Raw genomic sequence first — 25,838 nt, 5'->3', positions numbered from 1 at the left:
TCACCTCAGGACCCGGTCCAGGGGCGTCCACCGCCTGCGTTCCCGCCAGGCGTTCACCGCCCGGAAGAGGAGCAGGGCCAAGAGGACCAGGGCCAGGCTCAGGCCCGCCCCCAGGACCACGCCCGCCTTCACCCCCTCGTCCACGCCCACGGCCCAGGCGGCGTAGATCACCTTGGCGGGCACCTGGTGTTCCCCCACCTGGACCACGCCGTTCACGTCCGCCCGGAACATGCTCCGGGGGACGGTGAACACCACGTCCCCCGCCTTGAACGCCACGTTTTCCCCGTTCACCGTTCACCTCCGAAGAGCCCGAAGAGGCCCTTCCTCCGCTCCCTGGCCTCGAGGGTGCGGCGGAAGGCCTCGGTGATGCGCTTGGCCCACTCCTCCAAGGCCTTGAGCCTGGGCTCCACCTCGCCCCGCCACAGGGCCGTGGCCCCCTGGATCCGCTCCTCCACCTCCCTCAGGGTCTCGGCCTTGGCGGTCCTCACCGCCGCCTCCACCCGCCTCCAGTCCACGCCGCCCTCCGCCCGCAGGTCCTCCAAAAGCCCCTTCAGGGCCCGGATCTCCTGGTGGTGGAGCCTCAGGGCGGCGTTCACCCCGCCGAACCGGGAGGCCTCCTTCTGCACCGCCTCCTCCAGGCGCTCCACCCGTCTCGCGAGCTCCTCCAGTTGGGCGGCGAGCTTCCCCAGCTGGATGTAGGCCGCTCCCGCGTCCACCTGGGGCTCCGAGCCCAGAAGCTCCCGGGTCCGGCTCCGGGACTCCTGGAGCCGCCGCTCCACCTCCCGCACCTCCTCGAAGGCCCTGCGCCGCCCCTGCTCCGGTCGGTAGAAGAGCAGGGCCTGGGCCAGGCGCTCCCGGTAGAGGAGGGGGTCCTCCGAGGGGTCCTGGCCGAAGACCTCCTGGTAGGCCCGCCGCCACCTCGAGTCCCGCGCCGCCTCGTTCTGGTTCTGGGACCGGGAGGTCTTCTCCGCCCGGCTGGGAGGGGGAGGCGCCCCCGCTGGTTGCTTCCCCGTCAGGGGAACGCCTTGTGGAGAAGCTTGCCTCGGAGAAGGAGCTTCCACCGGAGGAGAAGGCGCTGGGGGAGAAGCCTCTACCGGAGGAGGAGCCTTCCCCGCCTGTCCCGGAGAAGAAGTCTCCACCGGAGGAGAAGCCTCTACCGGAGGAGGGGCCTCCACCGGGGGAGGAGCCTGCCCCGGAGGAGGAGCCTGCGAAGGAGCGGCGTCTTTCTGGGCCGGGAGGACCGGGGCGGGCTCCGCCTCCACCCCAAGGAGGCCAAAGGCCTCCTCGTAGCTCCCCGCCAGCCCCTCCTCCACGAGGGCGGTAGCCACCCGAAGGAGGGGCTCCTCCAGGGGGGTGGCAGACCTCCCCGCGAGGGCCTTGAAGGCCTCCTTCGCCCTCCGGGAGGGGAAGACCCCCTTCGCCTTCTCCAGAACCTCCTTCGCCACCTCCTCCTCAAAGGAGGAGAGCCTGTCCGCGAGTTCCTTCCAAAGCGCTTCCATCACACCCCCAGAAGCAGGTAGAAGCCCAGGAGGGCCGGGAAGAAGGCCACCATGAAGCCATAGCCCTCCTCCTCCCCTCGGAGGAAGCCGTCCGCCGCCAGCGCCAGGGCCAGGTAGGCCATAGCGGCGTAGGAGCCGCCCAGCCTCCACGCCATGGCCCCGGCCAGGCCCAAGACCGCCCCCCCGTAGTAGACCCCCACCCTTCCCCGGAAGAGGGCCCGGAGGAGGGGGGAGAGGGCGAGGAGGAAGGGCAGGACCCCCTGGGCAAGAAGGCCCTGGAGGAACCAGGCCCCGAGGAGGGCCAGGGCCGCCATCCCGAGGAGGGAGACCCACTCCCTCACGGCAGGACCACCCTCCGGTCGCCGTCCACGAGGTCCACCACGCCCTCCGTGGTGCGGCTCCCCACCAGGCGGAAGAGGACCATCCGCCCCGTGGGCACGGAGAGCTCCGCCACCCCGTTCACCACCATGGCCCGGTCCGCCAGGCGGTAGCCCTCGTACCCGGGAGGCGGGGGGTCGCCGTAGAGGGCCACCCCCTCCTGGTCCTCGGGCCGGAGCCAGGCCTCCCCCACCGCCTGCACGTCCGCCGTGAACCCGGGGGCGGTGAGCTCCACCCGCACCCGCTTCCGGTCCAGGGGCACGGTCCGGCTCTCCCCGGAGCGGGCCACCACCCGCCCCTCCTGGAAGGGGAGGCCGTCCGCGTAGGCCACGAGGAGGACCTCCCGGTACTCCCCGTCCGGCGGGCTCACGGCGAGGGCGAAGGGCGGGGTGCAGGACCGCCCCGCCTCCGTGCTCCCCAAAAAGGCCGCCACGCACCCCACCCTCGAGGCCACCTCCTCCGGGGTCAGGTGGATGGGGGCGTACCGGGGCTCGGGCACCCGCACCACCCCGCCGTCCTGGGGCGAGGCCACCTCCACCCGGGCCTCCCCCGCCCCGTCCCGCACCCGGATCACCGCCCTGGGGGCCGTGGGCACCTGGAAGGAGGCCCCGCCCCGGTGGACCAGGACCATCCCCTCGAGGCCCTCCGGGGCCGGGTCGGGGTAGGCCGCCACCCCGAAGGCCCACTCCCCGTCCACCCAGGCCTCGTAGGTGGCGGCGCTACCCGCCCAGGGGGCTTCCGCCCGCAAGGAGACGGTCCTCCGGGCCACCTCCACCCGGGCCGTGGCCCCCGGGGTGAGCTCCACCTCCCCCTGGTAGCCCTGGACCTCCACCCCCTGCCACTCCACCCGCACCTCCACGGGGACCTTCCCGAACACCCCCGTGAAGCGGAAGGTGTAGTCCTCGCACCGGGTGGCGCTCTGGCTCCCCACCTTCACCGTGGCGCACGCCCCCTCCTTGACCCCCGCCACCTCGAGGCGGGCCGGGCCCTGGAACTCCCGCTGGAGCTCCGTGCAGGAGGAAAGGAGGAGGGCAAGGGCCAGGAAAGCGCTAGAAGCGAACCTCATAGCTCAACCGCACGCCCCCGTAGAAGCCCGTGGCCGTGGTGAAGCGGAAGCGGTCCACGTGGGAGGCCACGCCCCTCCCCCAAAGCCCGTCCCGGTACCCCGCCTGGAGGCTCACCCGGAAGGGCGCGAGGGGGAAGCCCACCTCTCCCTCCACCAGAAGGCCCCGGTCCCGCCCGATGTCCTCCTGGGGGACGGCGTAGGCCAGGCGCGCCTCCCCGAAGAAGCCCTCCCCGGGGTAGGTCAGGGTGGCGAAGAGGGCGGAGAAGGGGGTGTCCCCGCCCCCGAGGCCCCAGTACCGCCCGTAGCCCAGGGTCAGGTCCACGGGACCCAGGAAGGCCCCGCCCTGCGCCTCCACGAAGTACCGCCCGGGCTCGCCCCCCACGAGGCCCGCGCCGAGGCCGATGCGGGCGTGCACCCCGGGGAGGAGGCCGCCTTCGGGCTCATGCACCACGTAGCCCGCCCCGAAGTAGTAGCCGCCGTCCCCCGCCCCGAGCTCCCCCACCAGGCGGATGCCCTGGAAGAGCCCGGCCCGGGCGGTGGCCTCGCTCCGGCCCTCCAGGCTCCGGTAGGCCACCCGCACGCTTCCCGCCTGGAAGGAGGCCTCCACCCGGTCGGTGCCCAGGTGCACCTGGGCCTCCTTCCACTCCAGGGCGAGGCCCCCGAAGGGGCCCCTCTCCCCCGTCCCGGCGTAGACCTGGGCCCTCGCCCGGGAGTCCACCCGCTCCTCCAAGGCCTTGGTCCTCTCCTCCAGGGCGTAGACCCGCTTGCCCGTGGCCTGGGCGTCCTTGATCCGGGCCGCCTCGTTCTCCTGGACCTTTTGGGTGAGCTCGGCGAGGGTGGCCTCCAGGGCCTTCACCCGGGCCTCCATCTGGGCGAGGGCCGCCTTCTGCGCCCCCAGCTCCTTCTCCAGGCGGCCCACCGCCCCCTCGAGGGCCTCCAGGTCCTTGAGGGCGGCCTGGGCCTCCAGGGCGGTGAGGAGGGCCTGGCGCACCTCCTCCAGGTCCTTCTCCATGGCCTCCAGGCGCACCCCCTGGTCCTCCAGGGCCCGCCTCACCTCCGGCACCACCTCAAGGAGGTCGGCCACCTGCCCGTAGAGCTCCGCGATCCGCTCCGGGGCCGCCCCTGCCTCCTCCAGGGCCTTCCGCACCCGGGCCAGGACCTCCTCCGTCCAGGTGAGGTAGGCCCGGTAGAGCATGACCGCCGCCTGGTAGCGGTTCACCGCCTGGCTTCCCTTGAAGGTGCCGTCCGGGAAGCCCGTGAGGACGCCCTTCTCCAGGAGGGCCCGCACCGCCCCCTCGGCCCAATGCCCCGGGGGCACGTCCGCCATCTGCGCCTTCACCGAGCCCGCCAGCAAAAGAGTGGCTAGGGCGACTCGCCGCATAGCCACATGCTACCACTCTCTAACTTTTATGGCAACACATTACATGCTAAGCTCCACCCCCTCCGGCTCCCTCCCCTGGAGGAGGTCGTCCAGGGCCTGGGCCAGGTCGGGGTAGACGAGGTAGCGCCCCTTCGCCACCACCTGGAGGGCCATCCCGAAGGAGGGCCGGGTCCTCCGCCTCCCCTCCTTCAGGTCCGGCTCCCCGAGGACGGGGTGCAGGGCGGGGTTTTCCAGCACGTCCAGAAGCCTCTCCCCGTGGGCCGTGGCCACCACCCGCACCCCCCTCCGGGAGGCGGTGAGGCACTCCTGCACGTCCTCGTTGTAGCCGATCTCGTCCACCACCACCACCTCCGGGGAGTGGTTGGCGATGGCCTGGTAGATGATCCGCCCCTGGTTCCTGGAGGGAGGGTCCGGCACCTGCATCCTCCGGGCGGGGCGGATCCCCGGGTGGGCGGTGAGCCCGTCCCCACCGATCTCGTTGGAGGTGTCCACCACCACCACCCGGGGGCCCCACCGCTCCGCCAGGATGCGCACGATGTCCCTGAGGAGGGTCGTCTTCCCCGTGCGGGGCGGCCCCACCACGAGGAGGCTTCCCCCGCTCTCCAGGAGGTAGGGCCTGAGGGGCTCCGCCACCCCCTCCACGAACTTCCCCACCCGGATGGTGATGCCCGTCATCTCCCCCAGGGCCGACTGGATACGGGAGACCCGGTGGAGGGTGCCCTCGATCCCGGCCCGGTTGTTCTCCTTGAACCCTCCCACCCGGTGGAGGACGAAGCTCAGGTCCTCCTTGGTGATCTCCCGGTCGCTGTAGCGGGCCTCCCCGTCCACGGTGTAGGCCAGGGGGGCCCCCAGGTCCATGGCGATCTCCTCCAGCCTCGCCCCGTGGGGCTCCACCTCCTTGCGCACCCAGGGGGGAAGCTTCTCCATGAGCGCCGCGAACTCCCTGTCAAACCCCTCGCGAAGCCGCACCATACTCCTCACCCCCAACGGTCCGAAAGCCCGGACAAAAAGCCCACCACCGCCCCCAGGGAGAGGCCCGTGGGAAGCCCGGAAAGAAAGGCCCACGCCTCTTTGGAGGCCGCCCCCAGGTGGTGGGCGAGGGCCTCCAGGTCCGCCCGCCCGAGGAGGGCCGCCCCCAGGTAGAGGAGGGCCGCCCAGGGGAGGAGGGCCCGGGCCACCCGGCCCAGGGCGTACCCCGAGAGGGCCCCCACCCCGAGCAAGACCCAGGCCTCCTTCTGGGCGAAGGCCCGGCCCAGGGCCTCGAGGGCGTGGAAGGCAGGCAGGGACTCCATCACCCCCTCCGCCAGGCCCGGTAGACCGAAAGCACCCGCTCCACGTACCTCTGGGTGGAGGCGGGAATGGCCCCTCTCCTCACCGCTCCGAGCCCGGCGTTGTAGGCGGCGAGGGCCAGCCGCCAGTCCTGGGTGGCCTCCCAGAGCTCCCGGAGGTGCTTCGCCGTGGCCCAGAGCGCCCAGTCGGGGTGGGCCCGCCACTCCACGGGAGCCCCCGTGGTGCGCGCCCAGGTGCCGGGCATGAACTGGCCCAGGCCCACTTCTCCGGCCCGCCCTACTGCTCCCGGGCAGTAGCCGCTTTCCACCCACACCACGGCGGCCACCAGGTAGGGGTCCACCCCCCAGGCCCGGGCGTACTTCCACGTCTTCGCCCAGAGGTCCTGGGGGACGTGGCCGCACGCGAGGGCCGCCCCCAGGAGGAGGGCCAGGTAGGCCGCCCGCCTCACCCCTTCTCCACCTCCCTCTCCAGGAGGGCCCGCACCGCCTTGAGTTCCCCGTAGACCCCGGCGAGGAGGGCGAGGCCCACCCCGTAGAGGAGGACCACGAGCCCCGCCCCCACCCCGGCCCCGTCCAGCCGGAAGAGGCCGAGAAGGAAGAGCCCGGCCCCCAAGACGGCCACCGCCTTACCCAGAAGCTCCGCCCACTTCACCTTCCACCTCCTTTCACGTACTCCCGGATGTAGAGCCGGTGCACCCAGTCCTCCACCGCGAAGGGCACCCCCCGGAGGAAGGCGAAGTAGAAGCGCTCCACCAGGGGAGCGGGCTCCGCCCCCTCCAGGGAGAGGCCCACGTAGCCCCGAAGGAGGCGGATGGCCTCCTTCCGGTCCACCACCACGAACTCCCCGTCCACCCGGGGGGCGAAGCGCACCACGGCCCCCGCCAGGGCCAGGGAGGGCCCGTAGCTCTTCGGGTGGGTGAGGCCGCTATCCGTGGTGAGCAGGTACACCTTCACCCCTCCCTTCACCATCGCCTCCCTCAGGGCCTCCGCCAGGGGCTTCAGGTCCAGGACCGCCACCTGCACCAGGACCTCCCCCGTGGCCCGCCTCACCGCCTCCGCCGCCTCCGCCAGGGTGTAGCTCCTTCCTAGGGCAACGGAGGCCGCCAAGGCCAAGACTGGGACGAACCAGGACCTCATCCTCCTTCACCTCCACCGCTTCGCCGCAGAGCTTCCCCAAAAGCACCCGCTCCCCTTCCTCCCGGGGGAAGGCCAGGACCTCGGGCACGGGCGCCTCCCGGTGCTCCTTCTTCCACCGCTCCACCGCCCGGCACCACCGGAGGAGGGCCCGGTACCCCTCCCGGTCTGCCCCCTGGATGGCCTTGAGGCCCTTCTGGGTGATGGAGAGGCGCACGGGCTCCCCCTCCACCTCGCACCAGCCGAGCTTCACCCAGGCAGGCTCGGGGGTAGGGAAGCCCTCGGGGAGGCGGAAGTCCAGGCGGAGGGTCTCCGAGCCCCGGTAGTACCGCTTGAACTCGGGCACCCGCCGGGTGAGGGCTTCCAGGTAGAGGAGGAGGCTTTCGGGCCTCGAGGGGTCCCGGCTCCAGGGGGCGGCCTCCCCTTCGGGCGAAGCGGAGGCGGGGAGGGAGACGGGCCCCCGCGTCCGGGGAAGGGGGAAGCCCGCCTCCTCCACCCGCGCCTCCCGCGCCTTCTTCCAGAGGCGGTGCAGGAGGTGTTCCTTCCGCCACATGCCGAAGAGGTTCAGGCGGGCCGGAGGAGCGCCCTCCAGCAGGACCACCGCCTCCCCCTTGGGGGCGGTGCGCATCTCCTCCGGGGAGAGGAGGGGCCGGGCCACCTCCCGCTCCCCCACGGTTCGGCTCGTGGGGATGGGGAGAAGGCCCCTCCGGCTCACCCCCCGCACCTCCTGCATCACCGAGGTCTCCCCCAGGACCTCCGAGAGGCGGGCGGCGTCGTTGTCGGAGAGGCCGGAGAGGAAGTAGACCCGCTGGGCGAAGGTGCCCTCGATGGCCTCCCACTCCTCGTCCCCGTAGACGGCCCGCCCCTGGTCCGTGTTCTGCACGGCGATGTGGTAGGCCACCCTCCGGGAGCGCATGGTGCCCAGGTTCTCCTTGATCCCGGGGAGGAAGCCGAAGTTGGGGAACTCGTCCCAGTAGACGCTCACGGGCACCTTGAGCCTGCCCCCGTTGCGGTTAGCGTGCTGGAGGGTCTTCAGGTCCACGATGCGCTTCAGGAGCTTGAGGAGCACGTACCCCGAGGCGTTGTCCCCGATGAGCTCCTGGGGCACGCCGATGTAGACCAGGCTGGGCTCGGAGAAAACCTTCGCCCAGGGGACCTCCATGGGCCCGGGCTCCGTGGCGGCGGCGAGGCCCGGGTCCAGCCAGATGGAGAGGCGGTTCCGGGCCCCGTTCAGGATCCCCGCCAGCTGGTCCTGCCGCATCTCCAGGAGGGTCTTGAGTTCCACCTGCAGGTAGGGCCGCACCTCCACGTAGGCCTTGAGCCCGGCCACCCCGTCCCCCAGGACCCGGTAGACGTGGGCCAGGGAGTACCGCCCCTCCACCCCCTCGGCGTAGATCAGGGCCTGGAGCAGGGTCCGCTCGAGGCCCGGGTAGAACTCCTTGGAGTCGGGCACCTTAGGGTTCCTGGGCACGAAGATCTCGGCGATGAGCTTGGCCTGGGTGATGTCCTCGGCCCCCTCCAGGAAGTTGATGCGGTAGGACCTTTCCCCCCACGGGGTGAAGGGGTAGACGGCCCGCCCGTGGTGGGCGTAGTAGGTCATGGCCTCCATGAGGCCTTCCCGGTCCGGGTACTTCAGGTCGTAGACGATGGCCGTCCACCCGTCCTTGGCGTCCAGGAGGAGGTTGGGCAGGTAGTACCCCGAGGTCTTCCCGTGCCCCGGCTTGCCCACCACGAGGGTGTGGGCCACCCGCTGGCCCTCGGAGACCCGGAGGGGCCTCTTCCCCACCTGGCCGTACCAGCCCACACCCTTGGGGTTGAGGTAGGGCTCGAGGTCCCTCTCCGTGGCCCACCGCCCCTGCCCCGGGAGTTTCCTGGGCCTCGCGGGGCTGTAGACGAAGGGGGCGAGGCCCCCCACGAACCCCAGGACCAGGACGAGCCGGAGGAGGTCGTAGTTGAGCCGGGCCGCCCAGAGCCGGTTGAGCTCGCTTCCGCACGAGGTGGCGACATTGAGCATGCAGGCGGTGGCGAACTCCAGGCCCCTCGCCCCGGGCCTGCCCACGGCCCGGTCCCAGCCCGCCTCGGCCAGGGCGTTCGCCGCCTCGAGGGCCCCCTGCACCCCCAGGTAGAAGACGAGGCCCAGGGTGGCGAGGAAGAGGAGGAACCCCAAAGCCCGAAGGGCCTTGAGGGGGCGTGGGGTCTCGAAGAGGGAAGCGGCCTCCACCTACCTCCTCCCCCGCGCCCGGGCGATCCACCTTCCTGGGGCCTTAGGGGCCAGGGGCCGGGCGCGAAGCGCCGCCAAGGCCTCCTCGCTCAGGCGGAACTCCACCCTGGGCAAGGGGTCCCTTTTGACCCACTTCGGTCCACGGTCAATCCAGCGCTTCACTCCTCATCACCTCCCTTCCTGTAAGCGCTCCTGTCAATCCACCTGCCCGGAGGCGGCCCCCCTGCGGGAAGGGTGGTGCCCGAGGGGGTCTCCGGGGGCCGCACCTCCTTGGCCCGGTCGGTCCACCTTCCCGGGGCCTCAGGGGCTCCCTTGTAGGAGGGGACCTCCCCGGGACCCGTGTAGCCCACGCTCTGCCCCACCCCGGGGGCGGGCCGCACCACGGCGGGCCCCACGCCCTCGCCGTACTCGGCCCGGTGCACCCACGGCACCTCCGTCCCGGAGGCCCGCACCTCCACCGTGCGCTGGTAGCTGGGCGGCAGGGCCGGGGCATCCCCCCCCGAGGGCGGGCTCCACCAGGAAGAAGGCGTCCTGGGGCTTTCCAGGATGTAGCCGCCCACGCCCTCCACTCCCGCCGTGAACGCCCTCTGGCCGGCAGAGGCCAGGCCGCCCGCCGCCTGTTGCACCATCTGCCCCGCACCCCCGACGCCCCTCGCGGCCACGCTGGTGGCGTAGCCCACCGCCGCCGCCGTCACGGCCAGGGAAAGCCCACCGAAGAAGGTGGCCACCAGGCTGGAGAGATAGCCCGCGATGAGGAGGGCCGCCGCCATGCCTCCCACGGTCATCAGCAGGGTCTGGGCCCAGGCCTGGAACATGTCCACGAGCCCTTTGCCGATGCCCAGGACGAAGGTCCCCATCTGCCGCATCCCCTGGGCGATGGCCTCCTTGGTCATGGTCCCGCACGCCACCGGGGAGAGGATGGCGCTCGGATTTGGGGCCACGTTCCGGTAGTTGAGCTTCCCGTCCGTGTCCACGAAGACCTCAAAGCCGCACACCGTGGGGTCCCACCCGTTCCTGAGGGCCAAGTCGTTCAGGGTCTCGGCGAAGATGCGGCGGTTCTCCCGGAACTGGCCGGTGAGCTGTTCCACGGTGGTGTTCACGATCTCCACCGCCTGGGAGGCGATGTAGGCGGCGGGCCGGGAGACCCCGAGCTCCATGCCCCCCCGCACCACGAAAGGCCCGACGGCCCCCATGAGGAAGGCCCACACCACCACGGAAAGCCACCGCCCGAAAAGCTGGGGTCCGAGGCCGATGGGAAGGGCCAGGCTCCCCGCCACGATGGGCCAGAAGGCGGAGGCGAGCATGAACATGGTGCTGATGAGCACCGTGAGGACCATGGCGATCACCACGAAGGGGATGAGGAGGAGGGAGGCGGGGTTGAGAAGCTGGGCCGCCGCCCCCACGCCCGCCAGGACCTGCTGGGACAGTTCCGACAGGTTCCCCTGGTTCAAAGCGGTCCCCGCCACGTGGACGAGGCCCGCCTCGGCGATGGCGACCAGGGTGAAGAGGGGGTTGATGACCGCCCCTAGGGCCTTGAGGTTGTTGGCGGCCTCCGTCATGGCGTCCGCGAGCTCCGTGCGGAAGGTGTTCGTGACGGCGTAGTACACGCCCTGCGTCCCGCCGAAGCTCTCGTCCAGGACCTCCCCGAACCAGAGGAACCCCCCCGCCAGGACCACCCGGGCCATGGCCCCCAGGACCTCCTCCAGGCTCCCGTAGTAGACCGCCCGGATGAGGCTCCAGATGAGGCCCACCACGATGAGGCTCCGCCCGATGGTGTAGGCCCCCGCCTGGAAGTCCCGGAGGCTCGCCTTGAAGAGGGCGATCCAGTCGTTGAGGTTGAGCATGGCGTTGAGGATGCCCGTGAGGAAGTCCCGAACCCCCTGGTCGATCTGTCCCTGGGGCGGCGGGGGCGGGTCCGCCAGGGCCAGGAGGAAGAGGAAGGGGAGGAGGGCGAGAAGCCTCGCGCCCCACCCCTTGGGAAGAAGGGCCCGCCTCACGGGCTACCCCCCGAGGGCGGCGGGGTGCCGCTTTGCGCTCTCCATTGCCGCGCGAGGATCTCCAGGGCCTCCCCCGCCGCCACGTACTTGGCCGAGGTCTTCTCCGCCTGGGAGGCCACCTGGGCCATGAGGGCCCGTAGCTGGTCCTCGGCGCTACGCTCCTGCTTCCTGATGAGCTCCACCAGGTTCTGGTTCACCTGGACCAGTTGCTCCACGGTCATGGCCTGCTGGGCGGCGAGGTTCTTCATCTCCTGCACGGCCCGGAAAGAGTCCTGGGCCTGCAGGCGGATGAGCTCGGCGAAGCCCTTCACCACCACCTCCGTCACCTCCCGGGTGGAGGGGGCGGTCTGGGCCTCGGAGATGAGCCTTTCCGTGATGCCGGGGTCCATCACGCCCCCAGAGCCGGAGGTGCCCCCGGAGCCGCCCGAAGTCTGCTGGGCCCCCAGGGAGGCCCCGGGGGAAGCGCCCTGCGCCCCCACGGGTCCCTGGGGAAGGCCCACGCTCGCCCCGGAAAGCCCCCCGGTGAGGGAGGCCCACCCCTTGGACACCGCCTCGGCGATGAAGTTCCAGGCGGCCCCCAGGGTGTCCCAGAGGTCCTGGAGGGTGCTCTCCAGGCTCAGGTTCTCCTGCTGGTTCTTCACGTTCTGGGCCACCCGGGACTGGTTCTCCAGGAGCTGGGCCGTGCGCTGGAGGTCGGCGAGGCTCTGGGTCGTGGCCTGGAAGCCCAGCTGGGGCACCACCCCGGAGATGAGCCGGGTCCACCACTCCGGGCCCCAGTAGAGGGGGTCGTCCCCGGGCTTCCAGGCGTCCAGTTCCCGCAACTGCTCCGCCCGCGCCCGGGCCAGGGCGTTCAGGATGGCGTTCTTCTGGCGGCGGATGTCGCTCATGAGGTCCGTCAGGGCCTGGTCCACCTGGTCCACCAGGGGGTTGAGCTGGTGGAGGCCAAGCCCCTTGCCCAGCCAGTCCAGGGCCAGCCCGGTGCCGTAGTAGATGGCCTGGTTCTTGAAGTCCTCCCACATGTCCCCGAGCTGGTTCCAGTAGTTGACGGCCTTCTTCACGGTCCGGTGGGCGGTGCACAGCCACCGCACCGAGGAGAGCTCGTAGAAGCCGATGAAGCGGCAGGCCTGGGCGATGAAGCCGTCCAGGTCCTCCATGAGGCCCTGGGCCTGGAGGTTCTGGCCCGAAAGCCCCGTCCCCTGGACCTGGAGGTTCTGGCCCGAAAGCCCCGTCCCCTGGACCTGGAGGGCGAGGAGGGCGTAGGCCGTGCCCGTCTTCTCCCCGGTGTAGTCCACCTCCAGGCGAAGCGCCGTGGTGCCGCCGAAGCCCGTGGTGTCCCAGTACCGCTTCACCTGGAGGGAGGTGGTGCGGAAGACCTCCCGCCCCGAAGGAAGGGCCACACCCCTCACCTCGAGGACCCTCTCCCCCGGCTCGGGCTCCACCCGGGCCTCCACCACCAGGACCCGCCCCTCCGGGTAGACGCCGGGCCTCGGGGAAAGCCACGCCACCCTCACCGCGAGGGCGGGGAGGAGGGCGAAGGCGAGGAGGGCGATCGCCCTCACGGCCTCCTCCCCTCCGCGAGGTCCACCACCGCCCTTAGGATGTCCCCGCCGTACTTCTCCGCCATGGCCTTCCTCAGGGCCACCTCGTCCTGGGCGCTGGTGAAGAGCCAGTAGTCGTAGGGCGTGGGCCAGAGCTGGAGCACGTCCCCCTCCTTCCGGTCGTCCCGCACCGCCCACACCATCACCTCCCCGTAGAGCCCCTTGACGCCCCCCAGGGACTTCCACACGGCCATGGCCCGGTCGGAGAGGCCGAAGACTCTTCGCACGTGCTCCTCCTCCCCCTGCACCCGGAAGAGGAAGACCCAGGTGGTGTTCTGGAGGATCCTCCCCGCGCTCTCCCCGCTGTAGTCCTGGAGGCTCTGGGTGATGCTCCAAATCCCGCCACCCAGGTGCCGGAACCGGCGGTAGAGCTCCTCCACCAGGCTCGCGGCGTAGGGGTTCTTGAACACCTTCCACGCCTCGTCCAGGACCACCAGGAGGTTCCGCTCCTCCCCCCGCTTCTTCCCCTCCTTCGCCCGCTTCCAGATGAGGTCGGCCATGAGCACCGTGCCCACCACGTCCAGGCCCTCGTAGGCGTCTAGGCCCTCGAGCTCGTAGCAGACCACCCGGGCCGTGCTCACGGGCACGGAGGTGGGGCGGTCCACGAAGGTGCCCATGGGGGAGTCCCCGGTCCAGGACTGGAGGCGGAGGGCAAGGCTTCGGGCCACCTCCTTCTCCGAGGGGGACACCCCCCGCCCCCCGATCTCGTCCAGGGTGAGGAGGGTCTTCACCAGGTCGGAGAGCCTGGCCCCGAGGTAGCGCTTCTCCTCAATGTAGCTTCGCTGACCGGTGCCGTCCTCCCTCAGGTCCACGGTGGTGGCCCGCTTGTAGGTCTGGTCTATGGCCGCCTCCAGGATGGCGTTCTCCACCGCCTCCTGGGTGGGGTCGCCCCCGGGGGGGACCATGGCCCGGAGGAGCTTCAGTAGGTCCCCCTTCTTCTCCGGGGTGGGCTCCACCTCCCCCTCCTCGAGGTCAAAGGGGTTGATGCTGGCCCCCGCCCCGGGGCGGATCTCCACCATGGCCCCGCCGAAGGCCTCCACCAGGGCCTGGTAGTTCTTGCCCCGGTCCAGGATGACCACGCTCACCTTCTCGTCCCGCAAGAGCTCCGAGAGGAGGTACTGCACGGCGAAGGTCTTCCCCGAGCCCGAGCCCCCCACCACGATGCCGTTGTAGTTCCGCATCCGCTTGTCGAAGGGGTCCACGGAGACCAGGGCCCCCTGGCGGGTCCGGAAGAGGGCCACGGGCCTGGGGCTTCCCGACCAGGCCCCCGTGGTGGGGAAGAAGTGGGCGGCGTTGGTCTCCAGGAGGTAGACCTTCTCCTCCGCTATCCCCCCGGAGAAGGGGGCGAGGGTGAGCCAGGGGGCGAGGAGGCCGTTTCTCAGGACACGGAAGGGGTTCCCCGGAACCTGGCTCAGGGTGCTCACCGCCTGGCTCACGCGCTCCTCCAGGACCTGCCGGTCCCGCTCCAGGAGGATGAGGCTCGCCCCTACCTGGAAGATGTGGTCCCCCATCTGGGAGACGTGGGTGATGGCCCCCTCCGTCTCCACCTGCCCCACCCGCACGTTGGGGTCCACGTAGGTGCCCGACTGGGAGGCGGAGTAGTACCGCCTCGCCCGGGCCTTGAGGGCCCGGATGGCGAGCTCGAAGGGCTCGTGGAGGAAGTCCATGACCAGGTAGAAGCGGTCCCCCCCGGCCTGGGCCAGCACGTCCCCCATCTCCGCGTAGGTCTCGTCCGGCACCGTGTAGAGGGAGAGGATCCCCGCCCACATGCCCCCCACGTAGAGGGCGTCCCGGTAGGAGTTGTCCACCTCGCTCCGGGCGATCTGGGCCCGGAGGGTGGGGGGCCTGAGGGAGGGGATGCGGCGGATGGCCTCCCGGGGGTAGCGTTGCCAGGTCTGTTGGTACTGGGGCACCTCCGCCAGGGCCAGGGCGGGGTTGAAGTAGCGGTAGAGGACGGCGAAGAGCTCCTGGTCGCTCATGGGGAAGGCGAGGATGCGGTAGGCGGAGGCCGCGCGGACGATCCGGGTCCGCACCCGCTCCGCCTCCGCCACCACCTCCTTCCACTCCTCCGGGGTGAAGGGCACCCGGCGCCGCTTGTGCCGGGGCCTGCCCAGGAGGACGCTGAGGTAGACCCGCTTCTCCAGGACCTGCCCCCTCTGCCACCGCTCCCGCCAGGCCTCGTAGCGCCTCTCCTGCAGGAAGCGGGCCGTGGGGTGGGAGGCCTGGAGGTCCCGGTACCGCTCCACCCGGGCGAAGGGGGCCGGGGAGACCTCCACCACGAGCCGGGCCCGGCTTCCCTCGGGCACGCCGCTCCGAAGGATGGTCTTGATGACCCCCACCAGGCCCTCCATGTAGGCGGTGCTGGCGAAGAGGGTGGGCTGAAGCTCCAGCCGAACTCCGAGCTCCACCCGCCCATCGTTCAGGACCACGAGGCCGTCCTGGATCTCCCAGTACGGCAAAAGCGCGGTGAGGGAGTCCTCCCGCGCCCGGGAGAAGAGGCTACCTCTGGAAGCGCTCGTCATAGATCAGGGGGGTCGTGTCCTCATCCCGCTCGGGGCGGTAGCGCTCCTTCTGCGTGAGCCAGGCGATCTCCTGCCACAGGCTCGCCCCCGGGTAGAGGATCCTGAGACGGTCCGAGAACTTGATGGCCAAAAACCCCAAGAGCCCCGCCAGCACCAGCCCCAGGGCCGGGTGCGGCAGGGCCCCGCCCACCTGAAGCCCCACGGTCATGGCCACGGCCCCGAGGAAGAGTTGCCAAAGCTCGAGGCCGAGGAGCGTCAGGGGTTGGTAGAGCCGCCACACCCGGAGCCTGAGCATGGTTCAGAAGAGGTTCGTGCAGGCGGGGGCGTTGGCCGTGTTGGTGACGCTCCCGAAGAACATCTTGGCGAAGTAGGGTGCGGCGGCGATGATGATGCCCCCGATGCCCGCCCCGATCATGAGGGGCAAGGCGTTGCGCCCGCCGATGGCGAGGCTGATGCCGCCTATGGCGAACATGAGGATGATGATCCCCAGGCCCACGGGGCCCTTCAGGTAGCCCACGATGGTGCAGATGGCGTTCGCCACGTTGCCAAAGGCCTGGTCTGCCGGGTTCGTCTGCGCCTCCGCCACCCCGAAGAGGGCGAGGCCCACCGCCAACGCCAGCACGAAGAACCGGAAGTGCTCCGTCTTGAAACCCTTAGCCAGCTTCTTCAGCACGCTCTACCTCCCAAAAGGTCAAGAAGCCCGAAGCCCAAAGCCTGAAGCCCGTCCATCCCCACAACCTTGACTCGCGCGTTCCCACCCCCTTTCAACCTCATACGACTGCTATTATAGCAAAACCCTACCCTTTTGTGGCAACATGAGGGCGTGAGGCTGAACCCAGAGGTGCGCAAGCAGGTAGAGGAGAAGCTCGGCAGGAAGCTCCCCGGGCCGGACGAGCCCAGCTTCTACGCCCTCCTGGAGGAGCTCAGGGAGAAGGACCCGGAGCTCGCCGCCCTCCTGGAGGGGGGGATCGAGTTCGAGCAGGTCAGGCCCCCGGAGGAGGAGGTCCGCCAGGAGGTGAGGAAGCGGGCCTTCCTCCGGGGCCTCTACAACCGCCTCTTCAACCGCTATGACGAGCTCACCGGGGAGTGGGTGCCCTCCCGTCCCAAGCAGATCCTGATCGGCGTGGGCGGCCTTATGAGCCTCTTCGTCTTCATGTGGGCCATGAACAACATAGGAGGCCCCAAGCGCCCGGCCCAAGCCCAAACCCCTCCCCCGGCCCAGAGCGTGGTCTCCACGGGGGTCGCCCCCGCTACGCCGGAGGTCCCGGGCGCCGAGGCCTCCCCTTCGGCGTCCGCCCTCGAGGGCCAGGCGGCCCCTGGCGGGCAGGCCTCTCAGGTCCCCGCGCCCCCCGCCGAGGTCTCCGGGGCCACGGGAGAGGCCTCCCTGGGGACCGCGCCGTCCACGGCCCTGCCGGAGACGATCCCCCCTCCGCCCACGCCCTCGTCCGCCGGGGAGGTGCCTCCCCCGCCCCAGACCGTGGGCGCGTACCCGGCGAGCCCCGCCTCGGTTGGGGGCACCGGAACCTACCTCACGCCTTCCATGGCGGCCTACGTCCGCCAAGCGCCCGCCGCCGAAGCGGCCCCGGCCCCGCCCATGACGGTCTACCTCCGCCAGGGCGAGGCCGAGGCCCCGGCCCAGGCCTCCCTCTCCGTGCCCCTCAGGGCCCAGGCCCAGGAAGCTTCCACCGGGCCTGGCCTCGCCGTCTACCAAGGGCAGGCGGGTAGCGCCTCCGGCCAGGTGGCCCCCGTCTCCTCCTTCGTGGCCTACAGGAAGGCCGAGGCCCCCCAGGCGGCGCCCTCCGCTTCAACCGCCTCGCCTCAGGCCCAGGGGCCCGGCCTCTTCGAGGCCAACCTGCCCGAGGTCTTCGGGCGGGGGCAGGCCTCTCCCACGCCTCCTTCCACGGCCCCTTCCCCGCCTTCCCCCACGGCTTCCTCCCCCTATCTCCCCGGCACCCGGCTTTCCGGGAGGCTCGCGGTGAAGCTCGTGGTCCCCGAGGGGCAGGAGGTCCCCGTGGCCCTGGAGACGGAGGACGGGGCCACCTTCCTGGGCAAGGCCAAGCTCTCCCCCACCCGCCGGGTGGAGGTGAACCTGGACCAGGCGGTCCTGGCGGGGAAGGTCTTCCCCGTGCGGGCCGTGGTCCTGGGGGCTGACCTCGCCCAGGGCCTCCCCGCCCAGGTCCGGGAGGAGGCCCCCTCCCTGGTGGCCGACCTGGTGCGGGGCTCCCTTCGGGGCCTCTCCGACTACGTGCGGGCCCGGTCGCAACAGACCACCGTCACCACCACGCCCTCGGGCACGGTGATCCAGCAGGGGCAGGCCCCGCCCCTGGAGCTCTTCCTGGGCGCGGCGGCGGCGGACCTCTTCTCCGTCCCGGAGGGCACGAGGGCCGTGGTCCGGGTGGCGGAGGTGGCCCAGGGGACGCCCCTCACGGTCCTGGTGCTGGGGGGTAGTGGGCAATGACGGCCCTCGCCGTGGACCTCGCCTGGTCCGAGGAGCAGGCCCGGCGCTGGGGCCTCGTCCCCCCAGAGGAGGCGGTGCGGGTGGAGGGCTACCTGGGCCTCACCTACTACCGGAAGGAGGAGCCCGTGGCCTTCTGGGCCCACCCGAGCGTGGCCCGCTACCCCCTCACCGCCCTCCGCCACCTGGCGGGCCTGGCGGAGATGCGCCTCCTCCTCGGGGTGCCTCCTGACCCCAGGGTGTGGCGGGTGAGCCCCAAGCCCCGCCACCCCGTGGAGGAGCCCGATGGGGTCTGGCTCACCCCCGAAGGCCCCGTGGCCCTGGAGTACGACGCCGGGGCCTACGCCCGGGCCCGGGTAAAGGCCAAAGGAGAAGCCTTCGCCCGGAGGTTCGTGGGCCAGGTCTGGGGGGCTCCGGTCCCGGAGCGCGTGGCCTACCTGAGGCGGTTTCTCCCCGAGGGGACGAGGGTCCTCCTGGCCCCTTGGGCCTAGCGCACCACCACCACTTCCACGCCCGGCACCACCCCGGCCCAGGTCCGGTCCGCGGTGAGGACGGCCAGGCCGCGCACCCTCCCGGCGGCCAGGCAGGCCCGGTCCCCCAGGGAAAGGCCCAGGGGCCGGGTCAGGGGGTCAAGAGCCCCCGCCTCCAGGGCCTCCTCCAGGGTGAAGGGCAGGATCTCGAGGCCCATGGCCAAAAGCCGCCTCACGATGCGCTCCGGGTCCTTCCCCCTGGCCTTGAGCTTGCCCGCCACCTCGGCGAGGTTCACCGCGCTGATGGCCGCCCCCTCCCGAAGGGCCTCCCGCACCGCCTCAAAGCCCGGCTCCCTCTGCAGGTAGGCGAGAAGGGCCGAGGCGTCAAGGAGCTTTCGCGGCCCCTCAGGCATCCTTCTCGGCCTCCAGGCGGCGCTCCCTCAGAAGTTCCTCGGCGAGGCTTTCCTGGATGTCGGCGAGCTCCGCCCAAAGCTCCTCCTCCAGCCGCTCCCAGGGGGTGAGGACCAGGCGCCCGTCCTCCACCAGGGCCACGAGCCTGGCCCCCGGCCCCAGGCCCAGGGCCTGGCGGAGGGGACGGGGAAGGAGCACCCGGCCCTGGGCGTCCAGGGTGAGGGTGGTGAAGTCCGCCTTTTTCACCATATAGGCCATTTTACACCAAAGCCCTCACGAACCCCCACACGAGAGGCCCTTCACGGGCCTTTCGTCCGGGGAAGGGGTGTACCGGGGAGGCGGGCCGATGAAGGTGCAGGCCCCGTACCCCCCGGTGAGCATGCGGATCAAGGGGTAGAAGGCCGCCGTCTTCCCGCCCTGCCCGTTCGGCACCGGGGCGAGGAGCCCCGCGAGGAGGAGGAGGGCCGCCAGGCTCCACTTGGCCCGCCGGAGGTCTCCCATCACCACCCGGTAGCCCAGGAGGACCACGGCCAAAAGGACCAGCGCCCCCACCAGGACCACAGGGGGGGTGAGGGCGCACACCAGCCGGGTCACGCTACACAGGACCTCGTTCATAGGCCCACCAGGGAGAGCAAGCTCTTGGCGTTCCAGGCGAGGATCCCCCCGAGGAGGGCGGCGATGAGGTAGCCCACCCCCCGGTCCCGCTCCCCGATGGCGATGAGGAGGCCGCCCAGGGCGAGGCCCAGGGTGGTGATGGCGAGGATCACCGCCTTGGGGGGCTCCAGGCTCACCACCAGGTCCTTCATGGCGTCAACCGCTTCCAATCCGCACCTCCTTCACCTCTATCCGGGACCGCTTCGCCCCCTCGGGGACCAGGACCACCACCCGGCTAGCGGTGGCCTCGAGGTCGTCCTGGGGCCTGGGCCGCCTTCCCACGGGCCCACGGTTTCCCACCACGAGCACCCGCTCCCCGTCCTTCTCCAAAACGGCCCTGCTTCCCTGCCGCTTGAGCACGCGCCAGCCCTCCCTCTCCATGGCCTCCGCCTGCCGCCGCACCAGGAGGGCCATCTCCAGGGCCCCCGCCCTGGGGGTGTAGTACCGGGTGAGCCCTAAGAGGGCCCGGCCCCTGGCCGCCGGGACCAGGACGGGGCCGAGCCGGGTCATCACGGGCTTCAGCACCCGTTGCCTCAGGGCCTCTCCCACCAGGGCCTCCCCGTAGCGCTCCAGGGCCTCCTGCAGGGTGTAGGGGCCTTCCCGCCAAGGAGCGAGGAGGTCCACCTCCTACCTCCCTTCCGTCTGGACCTCGATGGTCTTGCCCAAAAGCCGCCTCTCCAGGAGGAAGCTCCTCCCGGGCCCGAGCTCCACCCCTCGCCACCTGAGGAGGATCTCCCCGGGCCTCGCCCCGTGGACCACGATGACCCCGCTCTGCCCCTCCCCGGGGTTCAAGACCGCCTTCAGGGGGTCGCGGCGCATCTCAAACCGGAGGGGCTTCCCCTCCTGCAGGACCTGGAGGTCGTTGATGGCGAAGCTCACGGGGTGGCTTCCCCGGTTTTCCAGGGTGAAGAAGACGCTCACCTTCCCCTCCTCCCCGGAAGGGGCCTCCACGGTGGTGGTGAAGTGCACCGCCGGGGGCTGGGCCGTGGGGGGCTCGGTCTGAGGGCGAAGGGCCGGGGCGGGAGCGGGGCTAACGGTCGGGGCGGGAGGAACCTGAGAGAGAGGGGCGTAGGTGCCCCCCTGGGTCCGCTTGAGGAGGATCTGGTAGCGCCTGGGGTACTCCCCCGCCCCGATGCGCACCGTGAAGAGGAGGGTCCTCCCCCCCACCTCCACCACCAGGTCGGTCATCCCGCTCTTCACGGGGACCGCCCCGGCCTGGGTGCCCATCATCCCCGTGGAGAGGAGGAGCCTGCTCCCGCCCCCCTCGAGGCGAAGGAGCTCCCGCCGGGCGGAAAAGGCGGCGTCCACCGTGTCCCAGAAGTCGATGACCGTGGTGAAACCGGGGCTCACCTCGATGAGCCCCGGGGTCTTCACCAGGTCCTCGGCGTAGTAGGTCTTGAGCACCACCTGGGCCTGCGCCGGAAGGACCATCGTGAGGGCGAGCAGTACGGCACGCAACCGCATACCCTCATGTTGCCATATATTGGGTAGCTAGGCAAGCCTTTGTTGCTAGTCCTCCCCCAGGTGTCCCCCCAGGAGGGCCAGGAGGCCCAGGGCGGCGAGGGCAAGCCCCAAGGGCACGGCGTAGAGCAGGGCCACGGGAGCGAGGAGGGCGGTGGGCCCCAGGGCGTCCCCCACCGCCTGGGCGTAGAGGCGGGCGGGGCGGCCCAGGGGGAGGGGCCTGAGCCCGGCGGCCACCCCGTAGAGGGCGGGGAGGAGGGCCCAGGCCAGGCCCCCCGCCAGGGAGAGGAGAACCCCGTGGACTGCTCCCCCCAGGAGGGCCACCAGGGCCAGGCCAAAGAGGAGTCCCTTGAAGGCGCTCACGTACTCCCGGGCAGGCCCCCCGCGCTTGAGGAGGCGGTCCTGCACCAGGACCAGGTTCAGGGCGGGAAAGAAGGCCAGGGCCCCGGGGATGGCCCCCGCAAAGGCGGGGTAGAGGACGAGGGGAAGGGAAGCGGCGAGGAGGAGAAGGGGCACCAGGGGAGACCGCCTCTCCCTGGGGGAGGAGGGGAAGGCTTCCCGCTCCCGGGTGAGGACCCTCCCCCGGGGAGAAGCCTCCCCCGCCTTGGGAAACCCCTCGAGGCGCGCTTCCCGCCTCTCCCCTTCCCCGCCCTGGGGCGGCGGGGGCGGTCCGGTCGGGGCCTCCTCCCGAGGAGCCGCCTCCTCAAGGTGTTCCCCTGACGGGGAAGCAACTGGGGTTTCCGGGCGGCCCGGCTCGATGAGACGCACCTCCGGCCTCTCCCCTTCCCCCCGGAGGAAGGCGGCGATCCGGTCCACGTCCGCCGGGGAGAGGACCCGGGGAATGGCCTGGAGGTGCTCCTCCAGGGAGGCCACGTGGAGGACCCCCTCGTGGTAGCCCCGCCGGTAGCTCCCCACCACCAGGGGCACCACGGGGAGGGCGAGGAGGGCGTAGGCCTCCCGGCCTAGGGCCTCGGCCTGGCGCGCCTCCTTCGCCAGGGCGAAGACCCCCGCCTCCGAGACCAGGAGGTGGCCCTCGCCGAAGGGGACGAGGTGGGCTTCCACAAACTGCATCTTACACACCTCCCCTTTCCAGGAAGGCCTCGGCCACCCGGGCGAGGACCTCCTTCCGGAGGGCTTCCCGGCCCCTGGCCTCGGCCACCTCGCACGCGTCGCCGTCCTCGAGGGGGGCGAGCAGGTAGCCCCCAAGCTCCGCCTGCCACCTCTCCGCCGCCTTCCTCCCCGCCTCGTCCCCGTCCAGGAGGAGGAAGGTGGGCCTGCCGTCCGGCTCGGGGAGGGTGCCGTTCACCCCGGCCACCCCCACCACGTCCAGGAGGTCCCCCACGGCGAGGTAGAGGGCCACGGCGTTGAGCTCCCCCTCCACCACCAGGACCCCCGCCCGCTTCCCGTAGCCCGGGCCGTACCAGGGCGGCGTGCCGCACCCCCGGGTGAGGTAGCGGTAGCGCTGGCCCTCCTTGGGCTCCCGGTGCCGCACCTTCACCGCCACCACCCTCCCCTCCGGGTCGTAGACAGGGAGGTAAAGGTCCCCCTCGGGGGAAAGCCCCATCCCGAGGAGGACCGCCTCCCTCAGGGTGAGCCCCCGCCCCTTCAGGACCTCCGGGAGCTCCTTCGCCTCCCTGAGGCGGGCCTGGGCCTCGGAGAGGGCGGCCCCCAGGTCCACCGGGGGCTTGGGCTTCTCCTTCCCGCGCCTGAGCCGCTTCGGGAGCTCGGGGAGGGGCCTCTCCCCGAGGAGGATCTCCACCGCCTCCGCCTTGGAGAAGCCCGCGGCGAGGAGCAGGTGGTAGGCGTTGCCGCTCTCCCCGGTGGCGTGGTCCCGGAAGAACCACACTCCCCCGGCCTTGAAGAGGGAGAGGGAGGGCTTCTTGTCCCCCCGCCAGACCGCCCGGTAAAGCCCGGGCCTGCCGGGCCTGGCCCCCGACTCTGGGAAGAGCCGGGCCACGAGCTCCGGCAGGTCCACCGTGTCGATCGCCTGGGTGAGTGGGTCCACGCCCCTTCCCGTGGGGCCGCTAGGCCCCCGGGCCCTTAGAGCACCTCCTCGGGTTCCAAGAAGGCCTCCAGCACCACCCCCGCCCCGTCCAGGTCCAGCCTCGCCCAAACCAGGGGGATCTCCTCCTGGAGGAAGAAGACCTCCGCCGCCACCTCCCCCTTGGGCCGCCTGAAGGTCCGAGCATAGCCCAGGGTCTCCAGCTGCAGCCGCTCCTCGGGGAGCAGGCTGGCCATAGACACCACGCTGGCCTCGCCATGGGCCAGCCTGCGGAAGGAGCCCTCGGGAAGGCGCAAAAGCCCCTCGAGGGCGCTTTCACGTAGAACCACCACCAACCGCTCCCGGGAGGGGAGCAACCGCAACAGCCGGAATCCTGACCTTCCTTCCTCTTCAACCCGAACGCGGAAAAGGGCTTCAGTGCTCATAGCTCCACCTCAAAAGAAGCCGCATCGCCTCGAGGGCCTCCCGCCCCCGGAGAAGGAAGCGAAACACTCCCTGGACCTCCACCTCCGAGGCGGGCAAGCGCAGGGTGGGATAGGCGGGGTTGTGGGGTTTGAGGACCACCATGTCCCCTTCGGGGTAGACTCAAAACTTGCACTTATTCACCGCGGGCATGAGTATGCTTGGGGACCACTTGAAGAGGGCTACTGGTTTCCCCTCTTATGAGGGGTGCCATGAGACCAGTAGCCCTATCCCTACTTTGGACCATCCTGGCCCTCATGCCAACCCCCCACCTGCGGGAATCCTTGAAGGCCCTGTTGTTCCTTTTCCTCACCGGTCACGGCAAGGCTAGACCCCAGCACAGCAAGACCAAGTCCCCCTCCGCCCTCTCCCGCTTCCTCAACCGCTACCCCTGGCCCACCCGCGCCCTCATCCGCCTGGCCCGCGAGGAGGCCCAGAAAGCCCTGGACCGGGCCAGGCGGAGAAAGGGCCCCAAGCCCCGCCTCCTGGTGGTCCTGGACCTGGTCACCCTGGAAAAGCGGGGCCACTTCCCCCACCTCCCCCTCTCCTTCTTTCACGGCAAGTGGGGCCTCCACCTCGTGGTCCTTTACCTCGTCTACGGGGACCTCCGCGTCCCCTGGGCCTACCGTCTATGGCGGGGCAAGGGGGAGAAAGGCCTCTCCCTCCTGGCCCTGAGCCTCCTGGCCTCTCTGCCCCTCTGGATGCGCCGGACCTTCCGGATACGGGTGGCCGCGGACGCGGCCTTTGGTACGGCCTGGTTCCTCTTTGGGGTGAGGCGGTTGGGCTTGGAAACGGTGGTGGGGATGCGGCGGGACCGGAGGCTGCGGGGAGGGGGAAGGCTTTTGGACCTCAGGCGGCAGGGGAGCCGGGTCTACCTGTGGGGGCTTTCCTTCCCGGTCTGGGTGGCCTGGTACCGCTACCCCCTGCCCCAAGGGGGCTGGGAGTGGCGGTACGTGGTGGCCACCTTTCCCGCCACGCCCCGGACCATGCTCACCTGGGGAAGGAGGCGGTTCACGGTAGAGCACTTCTTCCGGGCTGCGAAGAGTGAGTTCTCCCTGGGGCAGTTCGGGCAGCGGACGGCCTTGGGGGTGCACCGCTTTCTGGTGCTCTCCCTTCTGGCCTACCTGCTGGCCCACTGGGTGGGGGTGGAGGGGAAGGGGAGCTGGCGGGAGGCCAGGGAGGGGGCAGCTCGGGTTCTCTTGCCCGAGCTGGTGGTGCAGGTCGCCCTGCGGGAGCTTCATGCCCTTGGTCTGTGGCCGCCCGGAGGAGGAGGTGAAGGTTTATGCGGGATATGCGGGAGGTGCAGGTTTTGAGGTAGCCTACGCCACCCGCCACCTAGGGGTCTGACGGAAGAAGACGCCGCCCCGGGAGCCCTCAGGCGCTCAAGGTCGGAGGACCTCCACGGGGATCCCCAGATCCAGCTCGGCCCAGGCCCGCTCCGCGGTGAGGGCGGGGAGGCCCAGGCGCCGGGCCAGGGCCAGGCAGGCCCGGTCGCCGAAGGAAAGGCCGTAGGCCCGGGTTAGGGCCCTGAGCCTGGCCACCTCTAGCGCGTCCTCCCCGGTAAAGGGGAGCACCTCCACCGCGGCCCCCAAGAGCCCCACCCCCTCCATCCGGGCCTGGGCTTCGGCGGGGTCTTCCCCCCAGTCGGCCAGCTTGGAGAGGACCTCGGCCAGGTTCACCGCGCTCAGGTAAGCCCCCCGCTCCAGGGCCTCTGCCACCCGTTCGGCCCCAGGTTCCCCCTTGAGGAGGGCCAAGAGGGCGGAGGCGTCCAGGACCGCGGTCACCCTTCCTCCCGCCTGGCCTCCTCCCGCCGCTCGGCGAGGAGCTCCTCCACCAGGCTCCGCCCCGGGGCCACATGGGCGAACAGGCCCTTGGCCCGGCGGGCCACTTCCCGGGCGCTAAGGAGCTCGAGGGTCCCGTCCTCCCGCACCCGGAGGAGGAGCCGGTCCCCCTCCTTGAGCCCCAGGGCCTTGCGCACCTCCGCGGGCAGGACCACCCGGCCCTTGGCCCCGAGGTGGGTGAGGTATTGGGCCTGGAAGGTAAGGTGTCCCATAGCATTAGGGTATCACGTTATACGTGTGTGCCACCCACCAAACTTCATTCGCGCCTTTGGGGTCAGCCCCGCGGCCTGTCCAGGGGGCTCCACCCGGGGAGAGGCGGGAGCCGGGAGGCGTCTGGGGGGACGTCTGCCCCCCACCTCGCCTACCGGCTCTGGGGCAGGGGCAGGAAGCCGCCGAAGAAGAGGAGCCCTGCCAGGGCGTGCCGGGCCGCCGGGGTCAGGACCTCGAGGCCCATCAGGGCCACCCCGGCCACCCTCAGTCCGAGGGGAACGAGCGCTTTCCTCGCGGTGTGCACCTCCTCGAGGCCTTTTGGCCTCTTCATCCTCCTTCTGGGTGGGCCCAAGGCTCCCCTCTCCCGGTTGGGGCCGGGTGGCCTCGGGCGGGAGGGGGCGGCCTCGAGGGTTGTCTTAAGTGCCCCGCTCTGGCTTGCGCCAGAGCGGGGGCCCCAAAAGAGCCTTCGCAAAGCCCTATCTCCAGCGTCCTATGTGGCAAAATCAAGGTGCGGGCACTTAGGTACAAAGGGACGGCCTGAAGCCAAGGGTGTACCTAAGATGCGAGGGAGTCCCGCTCCCTCCTAGGAAGGGGGTGGTGCACCGGGCGGTGCACCAGGACCAGAGGGCGGGGAAGAGGGGCCCTCCGTAGTCTTTCCCCGTAATGAAGTCGTGAATGAAGTGCACCCCTTCACCAGCCATATGCCTTCGTGTGCTACTGGGCTTGCCTTGCAAAGGTCAGGAGGATGGGTGTATATCTCCCTCCTGATGGGCAAGCGAGGCTTTGC

Annotated in this window: 32 protein-coding genes and 1 pseudogene; 3 read left to right on the top strand and 30 right to left on the bottom strand. The window is 71.0% G+C overall.

All coding sequences use genetic code 11. The features are described 5' to 3' along the window. From IEX93_RS06140 to IEX93_RS06060, 17 genes and pseudogenes are all read right to left on the bottom strand, one after another. Window positions 1–291: a hypothetical protein gene (locus IEX93_RS06140; protein ID WP_188847358.1), complete on the bottom strand. Its 291-nt coding sequence runs from the start codon at window positions 289–291 to the stop codon at window positions 1–3. Then, window positions 288–1,499, bottom strand: a complete 1,212-nt coding sequence (locus IEX93_RS06135) for a hypothetical protein (RefSeq protein WP_188847357.1) — start codon at window positions 1,497–1,499, stop codon at window positions 288–290. The genes IEX93_RS06140 and IEX93_RS06135 overlap by 4 nt, the downstream gene beginning before the upstream one ends. Continuing rightward, entirely contained in the window at window positions 1,499–1,840 is a 342-nt protein-coding gene (locus tag IEX93_RS06130; protein ID WP_188847356.1) for a hypothetical protein, read from the bottom strand. The genes IEX93_RS06135 and IEX93_RS06130 overlap by 1 nt, the downstream gene beginning before the upstream one ends. Continuing rightward, window positions 1,837–2,943: a hypothetical protein gene (locus IEX93_RS11725; protein ID WP_188847355.1), complete on the bottom strand. Its 1,107-nt coding sequence runs from the start codon at window positions 2,941–2,943 to the stop codon at window positions 1,837–1,839. Before IEX93_RS11725 ends, IEX93_RS06130 begins: the two co-directional genes overlap by 4 nt. Next, complete coding sequence (locus tag IEX93_RS11720; protein WP_188847354.1) at window positions 2,927–4,324, bottom strand: S-layer homology domain-containing protein; 1,398 nt, start codon at window positions 4,322–4,324, stop codon at window positions 2,927–2,929. Before IEX93_RS11720 ends, IEX93_RS11725 begins: the two co-directional genes overlap by 17 nt. Window positions 4,325–4,363: 39 nt before the next feature. Continuing rightward, on the bottom strand, window positions 4,364–5,296 hold the full coding sequence (locus IEX93_RS06115; RefSeq protein ID WP_188847353.1) for an AAA ATPase domain-containing protein: 933 nt from the start codon (window positions 5,294–5,296) through the stop codon (window positions 4,364–4,366). A 5-nt stretch (window positions 5,297–5,301) separates the two neighbouring features. After that, complete coding sequence (locus IEX93_RS06110; RefSeq protein ID WP_188847352.1) at window positions 5,302–5,616, bottom strand: hypothetical protein; 315 nt, start codon at window positions 5,614–5,616, stop codon at window positions 5,302–5,304. Next, on the bottom strand, window positions 5,616–6,062 hold the full coding sequence (locus IEX93_RS06105) for a lytic transglycosylase domain-containing protein (protein WP_188847351.1): 447 nt from the start codon (window positions 6,060–6,062) through the stop codon (window positions 5,616–5,618). Before IEX93_RS06105 ends, IEX93_RS06110 begins: the two co-directional genes overlap by 1 nt. Next, window positions 6,059–6,265, bottom strand: a complete 207-nt coding sequence (locus IEX93_RS06100; protein WP_039457191.1) for a hypothetical protein — start codon at window positions 6,263–6,265, stop codon at window positions 6,059–6,061. Before IEX93_RS06100 ends, IEX93_RS06105 begins: the two co-directional genes overlap by 4 nt. Beyond that, window positions 6,262–6,651: pseudogene (locus IEX93_RS11715) on the bottom strand (hypothetical protein); the annotation flags it as partial. The gene IEX93_RS06100 and the pseudogene IEX93_RS11715, both read right to left, overlap by 4 nt. Then, entirely contained in the window at window positions 6,539–8,968 is a 2,430-nt protein-coding gene (locus IEX93_RS11710) for a type IV secretory system conjugative DNA transfer family protein (RefSeq protein ID WP_188847350.1), read from the bottom strand. The gene IEX93_RS11710 and the pseudogene IEX93_RS11715, both read right to left, overlap by 113 nt. Further along, window positions 8,969–9,130 (bottom strand): hypothetical protein, encoded by a 162-nt coding sequence (locus tag IEX93_RS06085; RefSeq protein WP_167764531.1) that lies wholly within the window; start codon window positions 9,128–9,130, stop codon window positions 8,969–8,971. It abuts the gene before it with no gap. Further along, entirely contained in the window at window positions 9,127–10,965 is a 1,839-nt protein-coding gene (locus IEX93_RS06080; RefSeq protein WP_188847349.1) for a hypothetical protein, read from the bottom strand. Before IEX93_RS06080 ends, IEX93_RS06085 begins: the two co-directional genes overlap by 4 nt. Beyond that, complete coding sequence (locus IEX93_RS06075) at window positions 10,962–12,524, bottom strand: hypothetical protein (RefSeq protein ID WP_188847348.1); 1,563 nt, start codon at window positions 12,522–12,524, stop codon at window positions 10,962–10,964. The genes IEX93_RS06080 and IEX93_RS06075 overlap by 4 nt, the downstream gene beginning before the upstream one ends. Next, window positions 12,521–15,085 (bottom strand): VirB4 family type IV secretion system protein, encoded by a 2,565-nt coding sequence (locus IEX93_RS06070; RefSeq protein WP_188847347.1) that lies wholly within the window; start codon window positions 15,083–15,085, stop codon window positions 12,521–12,523. The genes IEX93_RS06075 and IEX93_RS06070 overlap by 4 nt, the downstream gene beginning before the upstream one ends. Next, window positions 15,063–15,380, bottom strand: coding sequence for a hypothetical protein (locus IEX93_RS06065; RefSeq protein WP_188847346.1), 318 nt, complete (start codon window positions 15,378–15,380; stop codon window positions 15,063–15,065). Before IEX93_RS06065 ends, IEX93_RS06070 begins: the two co-directional genes overlap by 23 nt. Before the next feature lie 3 nt (window positions 15,381–15,383). After that, a complete protein-coding gene (locus tag IEX93_RS06060; protein WP_188847345.1) occupies window positions 15,384–15,758 on the bottom strand; it encodes a TrbC/VirB2 family protein in 375 nt (124 codons plus the stop codon). 150 nt (window positions 15,759–15,908) lie between these two features. Here IEX93_RS06060 and IEX93_RS06055 point away from each other — a divergent pair, with 150 nt between their 5' ends. Continuing rightward, window positions 15,909–17,543, top strand: coding sequence for a hypothetical protein (locus IEX93_RS06055; RefSeq protein WP_188847344.1), 1,635 nt, complete (start codon window positions 15,909–15,911; stop codon window positions 17,541–17,543). Then, a complete protein-coding gene (locus tag IEX93_RS06050; RefSeq protein ID WP_135343473.1) occupies window positions 17,540–18,031 on the top strand; it encodes a hypothetical protein in 492 nt (163 codons plus the stop codon). Before IEX93_RS06055 ends, IEX93_RS06050 begins: the two co-directional genes overlap by 4 nt. Here IEX93_RS06050 and IEX93_RS06045 read toward each other — a convergent pair. The 10 genes from IEX93_RS06045 to IEX93_RS06000 all read right to left on the bottom strand — a co-directional run bounded on the left by IEX93_RS06045 (window position 18,028) and on the right by IEX93_RS06000 (window position 23,105). Then, a complete protein-coding gene (locus IEX93_RS06045) occupies window positions 18,028–18,423 on the bottom strand; it encodes a type II toxin-antitoxin system VapC family toxin (RefSeq protein ID WP_188847343.1) in 396 nt (131 codons plus the stop codon). The two genes, IEX93_RS06050 and IEX93_RS06045, sit on opposite strands and share 4 nt — an antisense overlap. Further along, window positions 18,416–18,670: an AbrB/MazE/SpoVT family DNA-binding domain-containing protein gene (locus IEX93_RS06040; RefSeq protein WP_039457276.1), complete on the bottom strand. Its 255-nt coding sequence runs from the start codon at window positions 18,668–18,670 to the stop codon at window positions 18,416–18,418. The genes IEX93_RS06045 and IEX93_RS06040 overlap by 8 nt, the downstream gene beginning before the upstream one ends. Window positions 18,671–18,694: 24 nt before the next feature. Continuing rightward, the gene (locus tag IEX93_RS06035) at window positions 18,695–19,036 is read right to left on the bottom strand and encodes a hypothetical protein (protein WP_188847342.1); all 342 of its coding nucleotides are present in this window, start codon (window positions 19,034–19,036) and stop codon (window positions 18,695–18,697) included. Further along, window positions 19,033–19,245 carry a hypothetical protein gene (locus tag IEX93_RS06030; RefSeq protein ID WP_229906106.1) on the bottom strand — a complete coding sequence of 71 codons (213 nt, stop codon included), beginning with the start codon at window positions 19,243–19,245 and terminating at the stop codon, window positions 19,033–19,035. Before IEX93_RS06030 ends, IEX93_RS06035 begins: the two co-directional genes overlap by 4 nt. Continuing rightward, window positions 19,232–19,699 carry a hypothetical protein gene (locus tag IEX93_RS06025; protein ID WP_188847341.1) on the bottom strand — a complete coding sequence of 156 codons (468 nt, stop codon included), beginning with the start codon at window positions 19,697–19,699 and terminating at the stop codon, window positions 19,232–19,234. Before IEX93_RS06025 ends, IEX93_RS06030 begins: the two co-directional genes overlap by 14 nt. 3 nt (window positions 19,700–19,702) lie before the next feature. Further along, window positions 19,703–20,539, bottom strand: a complete 837-nt coding sequence (locus IEX93_RS06020) for a hypothetical protein (RefSeq protein ID WP_188847340.1) — start codon at window positions 20,537–20,539, stop codon at window positions 19,703–19,705. Between the two features lie 45 nt (window positions 20,540–20,584). Then, window positions 20,585–21,607: a hypothetical protein gene (locus tag IEX93_RS06015; RefSeq protein WP_229906105.1), complete on the bottom strand. Its 1,023-nt coding sequence runs from the start codon at window positions 21,605–21,607 to the stop codon at window positions 20,585–20,587. 1 nt (window position 21,608) lies between these two features. Then, window positions 21,609–22,541, bottom strand: a complete 933-nt coding sequence (locus IEX93_RS06010) for a toprim domain-containing protein (protein ID WP_188847339.1) — start codon at window positions 22,539–22,541, stop codon at window positions 21,609–21,611. 35 nt (window positions 22,542–22,576) lie between these two features. Then, entirely contained in the window at window positions 22,577–22,870 is a 294-nt protein-coding gene (locus IEX93_RS06005; protein ID WP_172596982.1) for a hypothetical protein, read from the bottom strand. An 82-nt stretch (window positions 22,871–22,952) separates the two neighbouring features. Next, entirely contained in the window at window positions 22,953–23,105 is a 153-nt protein-coding gene (locus IEX93_RS06000) for a hypothetical protein (protein WP_229906104.1), read from the bottom strand. A 107-nt stretch (window positions 23,106–23,212) separates the two neighbouring features. On the opposite strand from IEX93_RS06000, the gene IEX93_RS05995 reads away from it, so the two are divergent. Then, window positions 23,213–24,313: a transposase gene (locus IEX93_RS05995; RefSeq protein ID WP_188847338.1), complete on the top strand. Its 1,101-nt coding sequence runs from the start codon at window positions 23,213–23,215 to the stop codon at window positions 24,311–24,313. A gap of 69 nt (window positions 24,314–24,382) precedes the next feature. On the opposite strand, the gene IEX93_RS05990 is transcribed toward IEX93_RS05995, so the two are convergent. From IEX93_RS05990 to IEX93_RS05980, 3 genes are all read right to left on the bottom strand, one after another. After that, window positions 24,383–24,784 (bottom strand): type II toxin-antitoxin system VapC family toxin, encoded by a 402-nt coding sequence (locus IEX93_RS05990; RefSeq protein ID WP_143587037.1) that lies wholly within the window; start codon window positions 24,782–24,784, stop codon window positions 24,383–24,385. Then, entirely contained in the window at window positions 24,781–25,053 is a 273-nt protein-coding gene (locus tag IEX93_RS05985) for an AbrB/MazE/SpoVT family DNA-binding domain-containing protein (protein WP_188847337.1), read from the bottom strand. Before IEX93_RS05985 ends, IEX93_RS05990 begins: the two co-directional genes overlap by 4 nt. Before the next feature lie 149 nt (window positions 25,054–25,202). Further along, a complete protein-coding gene (locus IEX93_RS05980) occupies window positions 25,203–25,382 on the bottom strand; it encodes a hypothetical protein (RefSeq protein ID WP_188847336.1) in 180 nt (59 codons plus the stop codon). Window positions 25,383–25,838 lie beyond the last annotated feature (456 nt).

The sequence above is a fragment of the Thermus composti genome (assembly GCF_014647535.1).
Classification (GTDB): Bacteria; Deinococcota; Deinococci; order Deinococcales; family Thermaceae; genus Thermus; species Thermus composti.
This window is presented reverse-complemented; position numbering and strand designations above follow the sequence as displayed.

Bases quoted from the DNA above. Each gene is read 5' to 3' on its own strand.
- IEX93_RS05995 (WP_188847338.1), top strand. From the start codon at position 23,213: ATGAGACCAGTAGCCCTATCCCTACTTTGGACCATCCTGGCCCTCATG.
- IEX93_RS06035 (WP_188847342.1), bottom strand. From the start codon at position 19,036: ATGAACGAGGTCCTGTGTAGCGTGACCCGGCTGGTGTGCGCCCTCACC.
- IEX93_RS11720 (WP_188847354.1), bottom strand. From the start codon at position 4,324: ATGCGGCGAGTCGCCCTAGCCACTCTTTTGCTGGCGGGCTCGGTGAAG.
- IEX93_RS05985 (WP_188847337.1), bottom strand. From the start codon at position 25,053: ATGGGACACCTTACCTTCCAGGCCCAATACCTCACCCACCTCGGGGCC.
- IEX93_RS06070 (WP_188847347.1), bottom strand. From the start codon at position 15,085: ATGACGAGCGCTTCCAGAGGTAGCCTCTTCTCCCGGGCGCGGGAGGAC.
- IEX93_RS11725 (WP_188847355.1), bottom strand. From the start codon at position 2,943: ATGAGGTTCGCTTCTAGCGCTTTCCTGGCCCTTGCCCTCCTCCTTTCC.
- IEX93_RS05980 (WP_188847336.1), bottom strand. From the start codon at position 25,382: ATGAAGAGGCCAAAAGGCCTCGAGGAGGTGCACACCGCGAGGAAAGCG.
- IEX93_RS06050 (WP_135343473.1), top strand. From the start codon at position 17,540: ATGACGGCCCTCGCCGTGGACCTCGCCTGGTCCGAGGAGCAGGCCCGG.
- IEX93_RS06015 (WP_229906105.1), bottom strand. From the start codon at position 21,607: ATGCAGTTTGTGGAAGCCCACCTCGTCCCCTTCGGCGAGGGCCACCTC.
- IEX93_RS06045 (WP_188847343.1), bottom strand. From the start codon at position 18,423: ATGCCTGAGGGGCCGCGAAAGCTCCTTGACGCCTCGGCCCTTCTCGCC.
- IEX93_RS06135 (WP_188847357.1), bottom strand. From the start codon at position 1,499: ATGGAAGCGCTTTGGAAGGAACTCGCGGACAGGCTCTCCTCCTTTGAG.
- IEX93_RS06020 (WP_188847340.1), bottom strand. From the start codon at position 20,539: ATGCGGTTGCGTGCCGTACTGCTCGCCCTCACGATGGTCCTTCCGGCG.
- IEX93_RS06000 (WP_229906104.1), bottom strand. From the start codon at position 23,105: ATGGTGGTCCTCAAACCCCACAACCCCGCCTATCCCACCCTGCGCTTG.
- IEX93_RS06110 (WP_188847352.1), bottom strand. From the start codon at position 5,616: ATGGAGTCCCTGCCTGCCTTCCACGCCCTCGAGGCCCTGGGCCGGGCC.
- IEX93_RS06115 (WP_188847353.1), bottom strand. From the start codon at position 5,296: ATGGTGCGGCTTCGCGAGGGGTTTGACAGGGAGTTCGCGGCGCTCATG.
- IEX93_RS06040 (WP_039457276.1), bottom strand. From the start codon at position 18,670: ATGGTGAAAAAGGCGGACTTCACCACCCTCACCCTGGACGCCCAGGGC.
- IEX93_RS06065 (WP_188847346.1), bottom strand. From the start codon at position 15,380: ATGCTCAGGCTCCGGGTGTGGCGGCTCTACCAACCCCTGACGCTCCTC.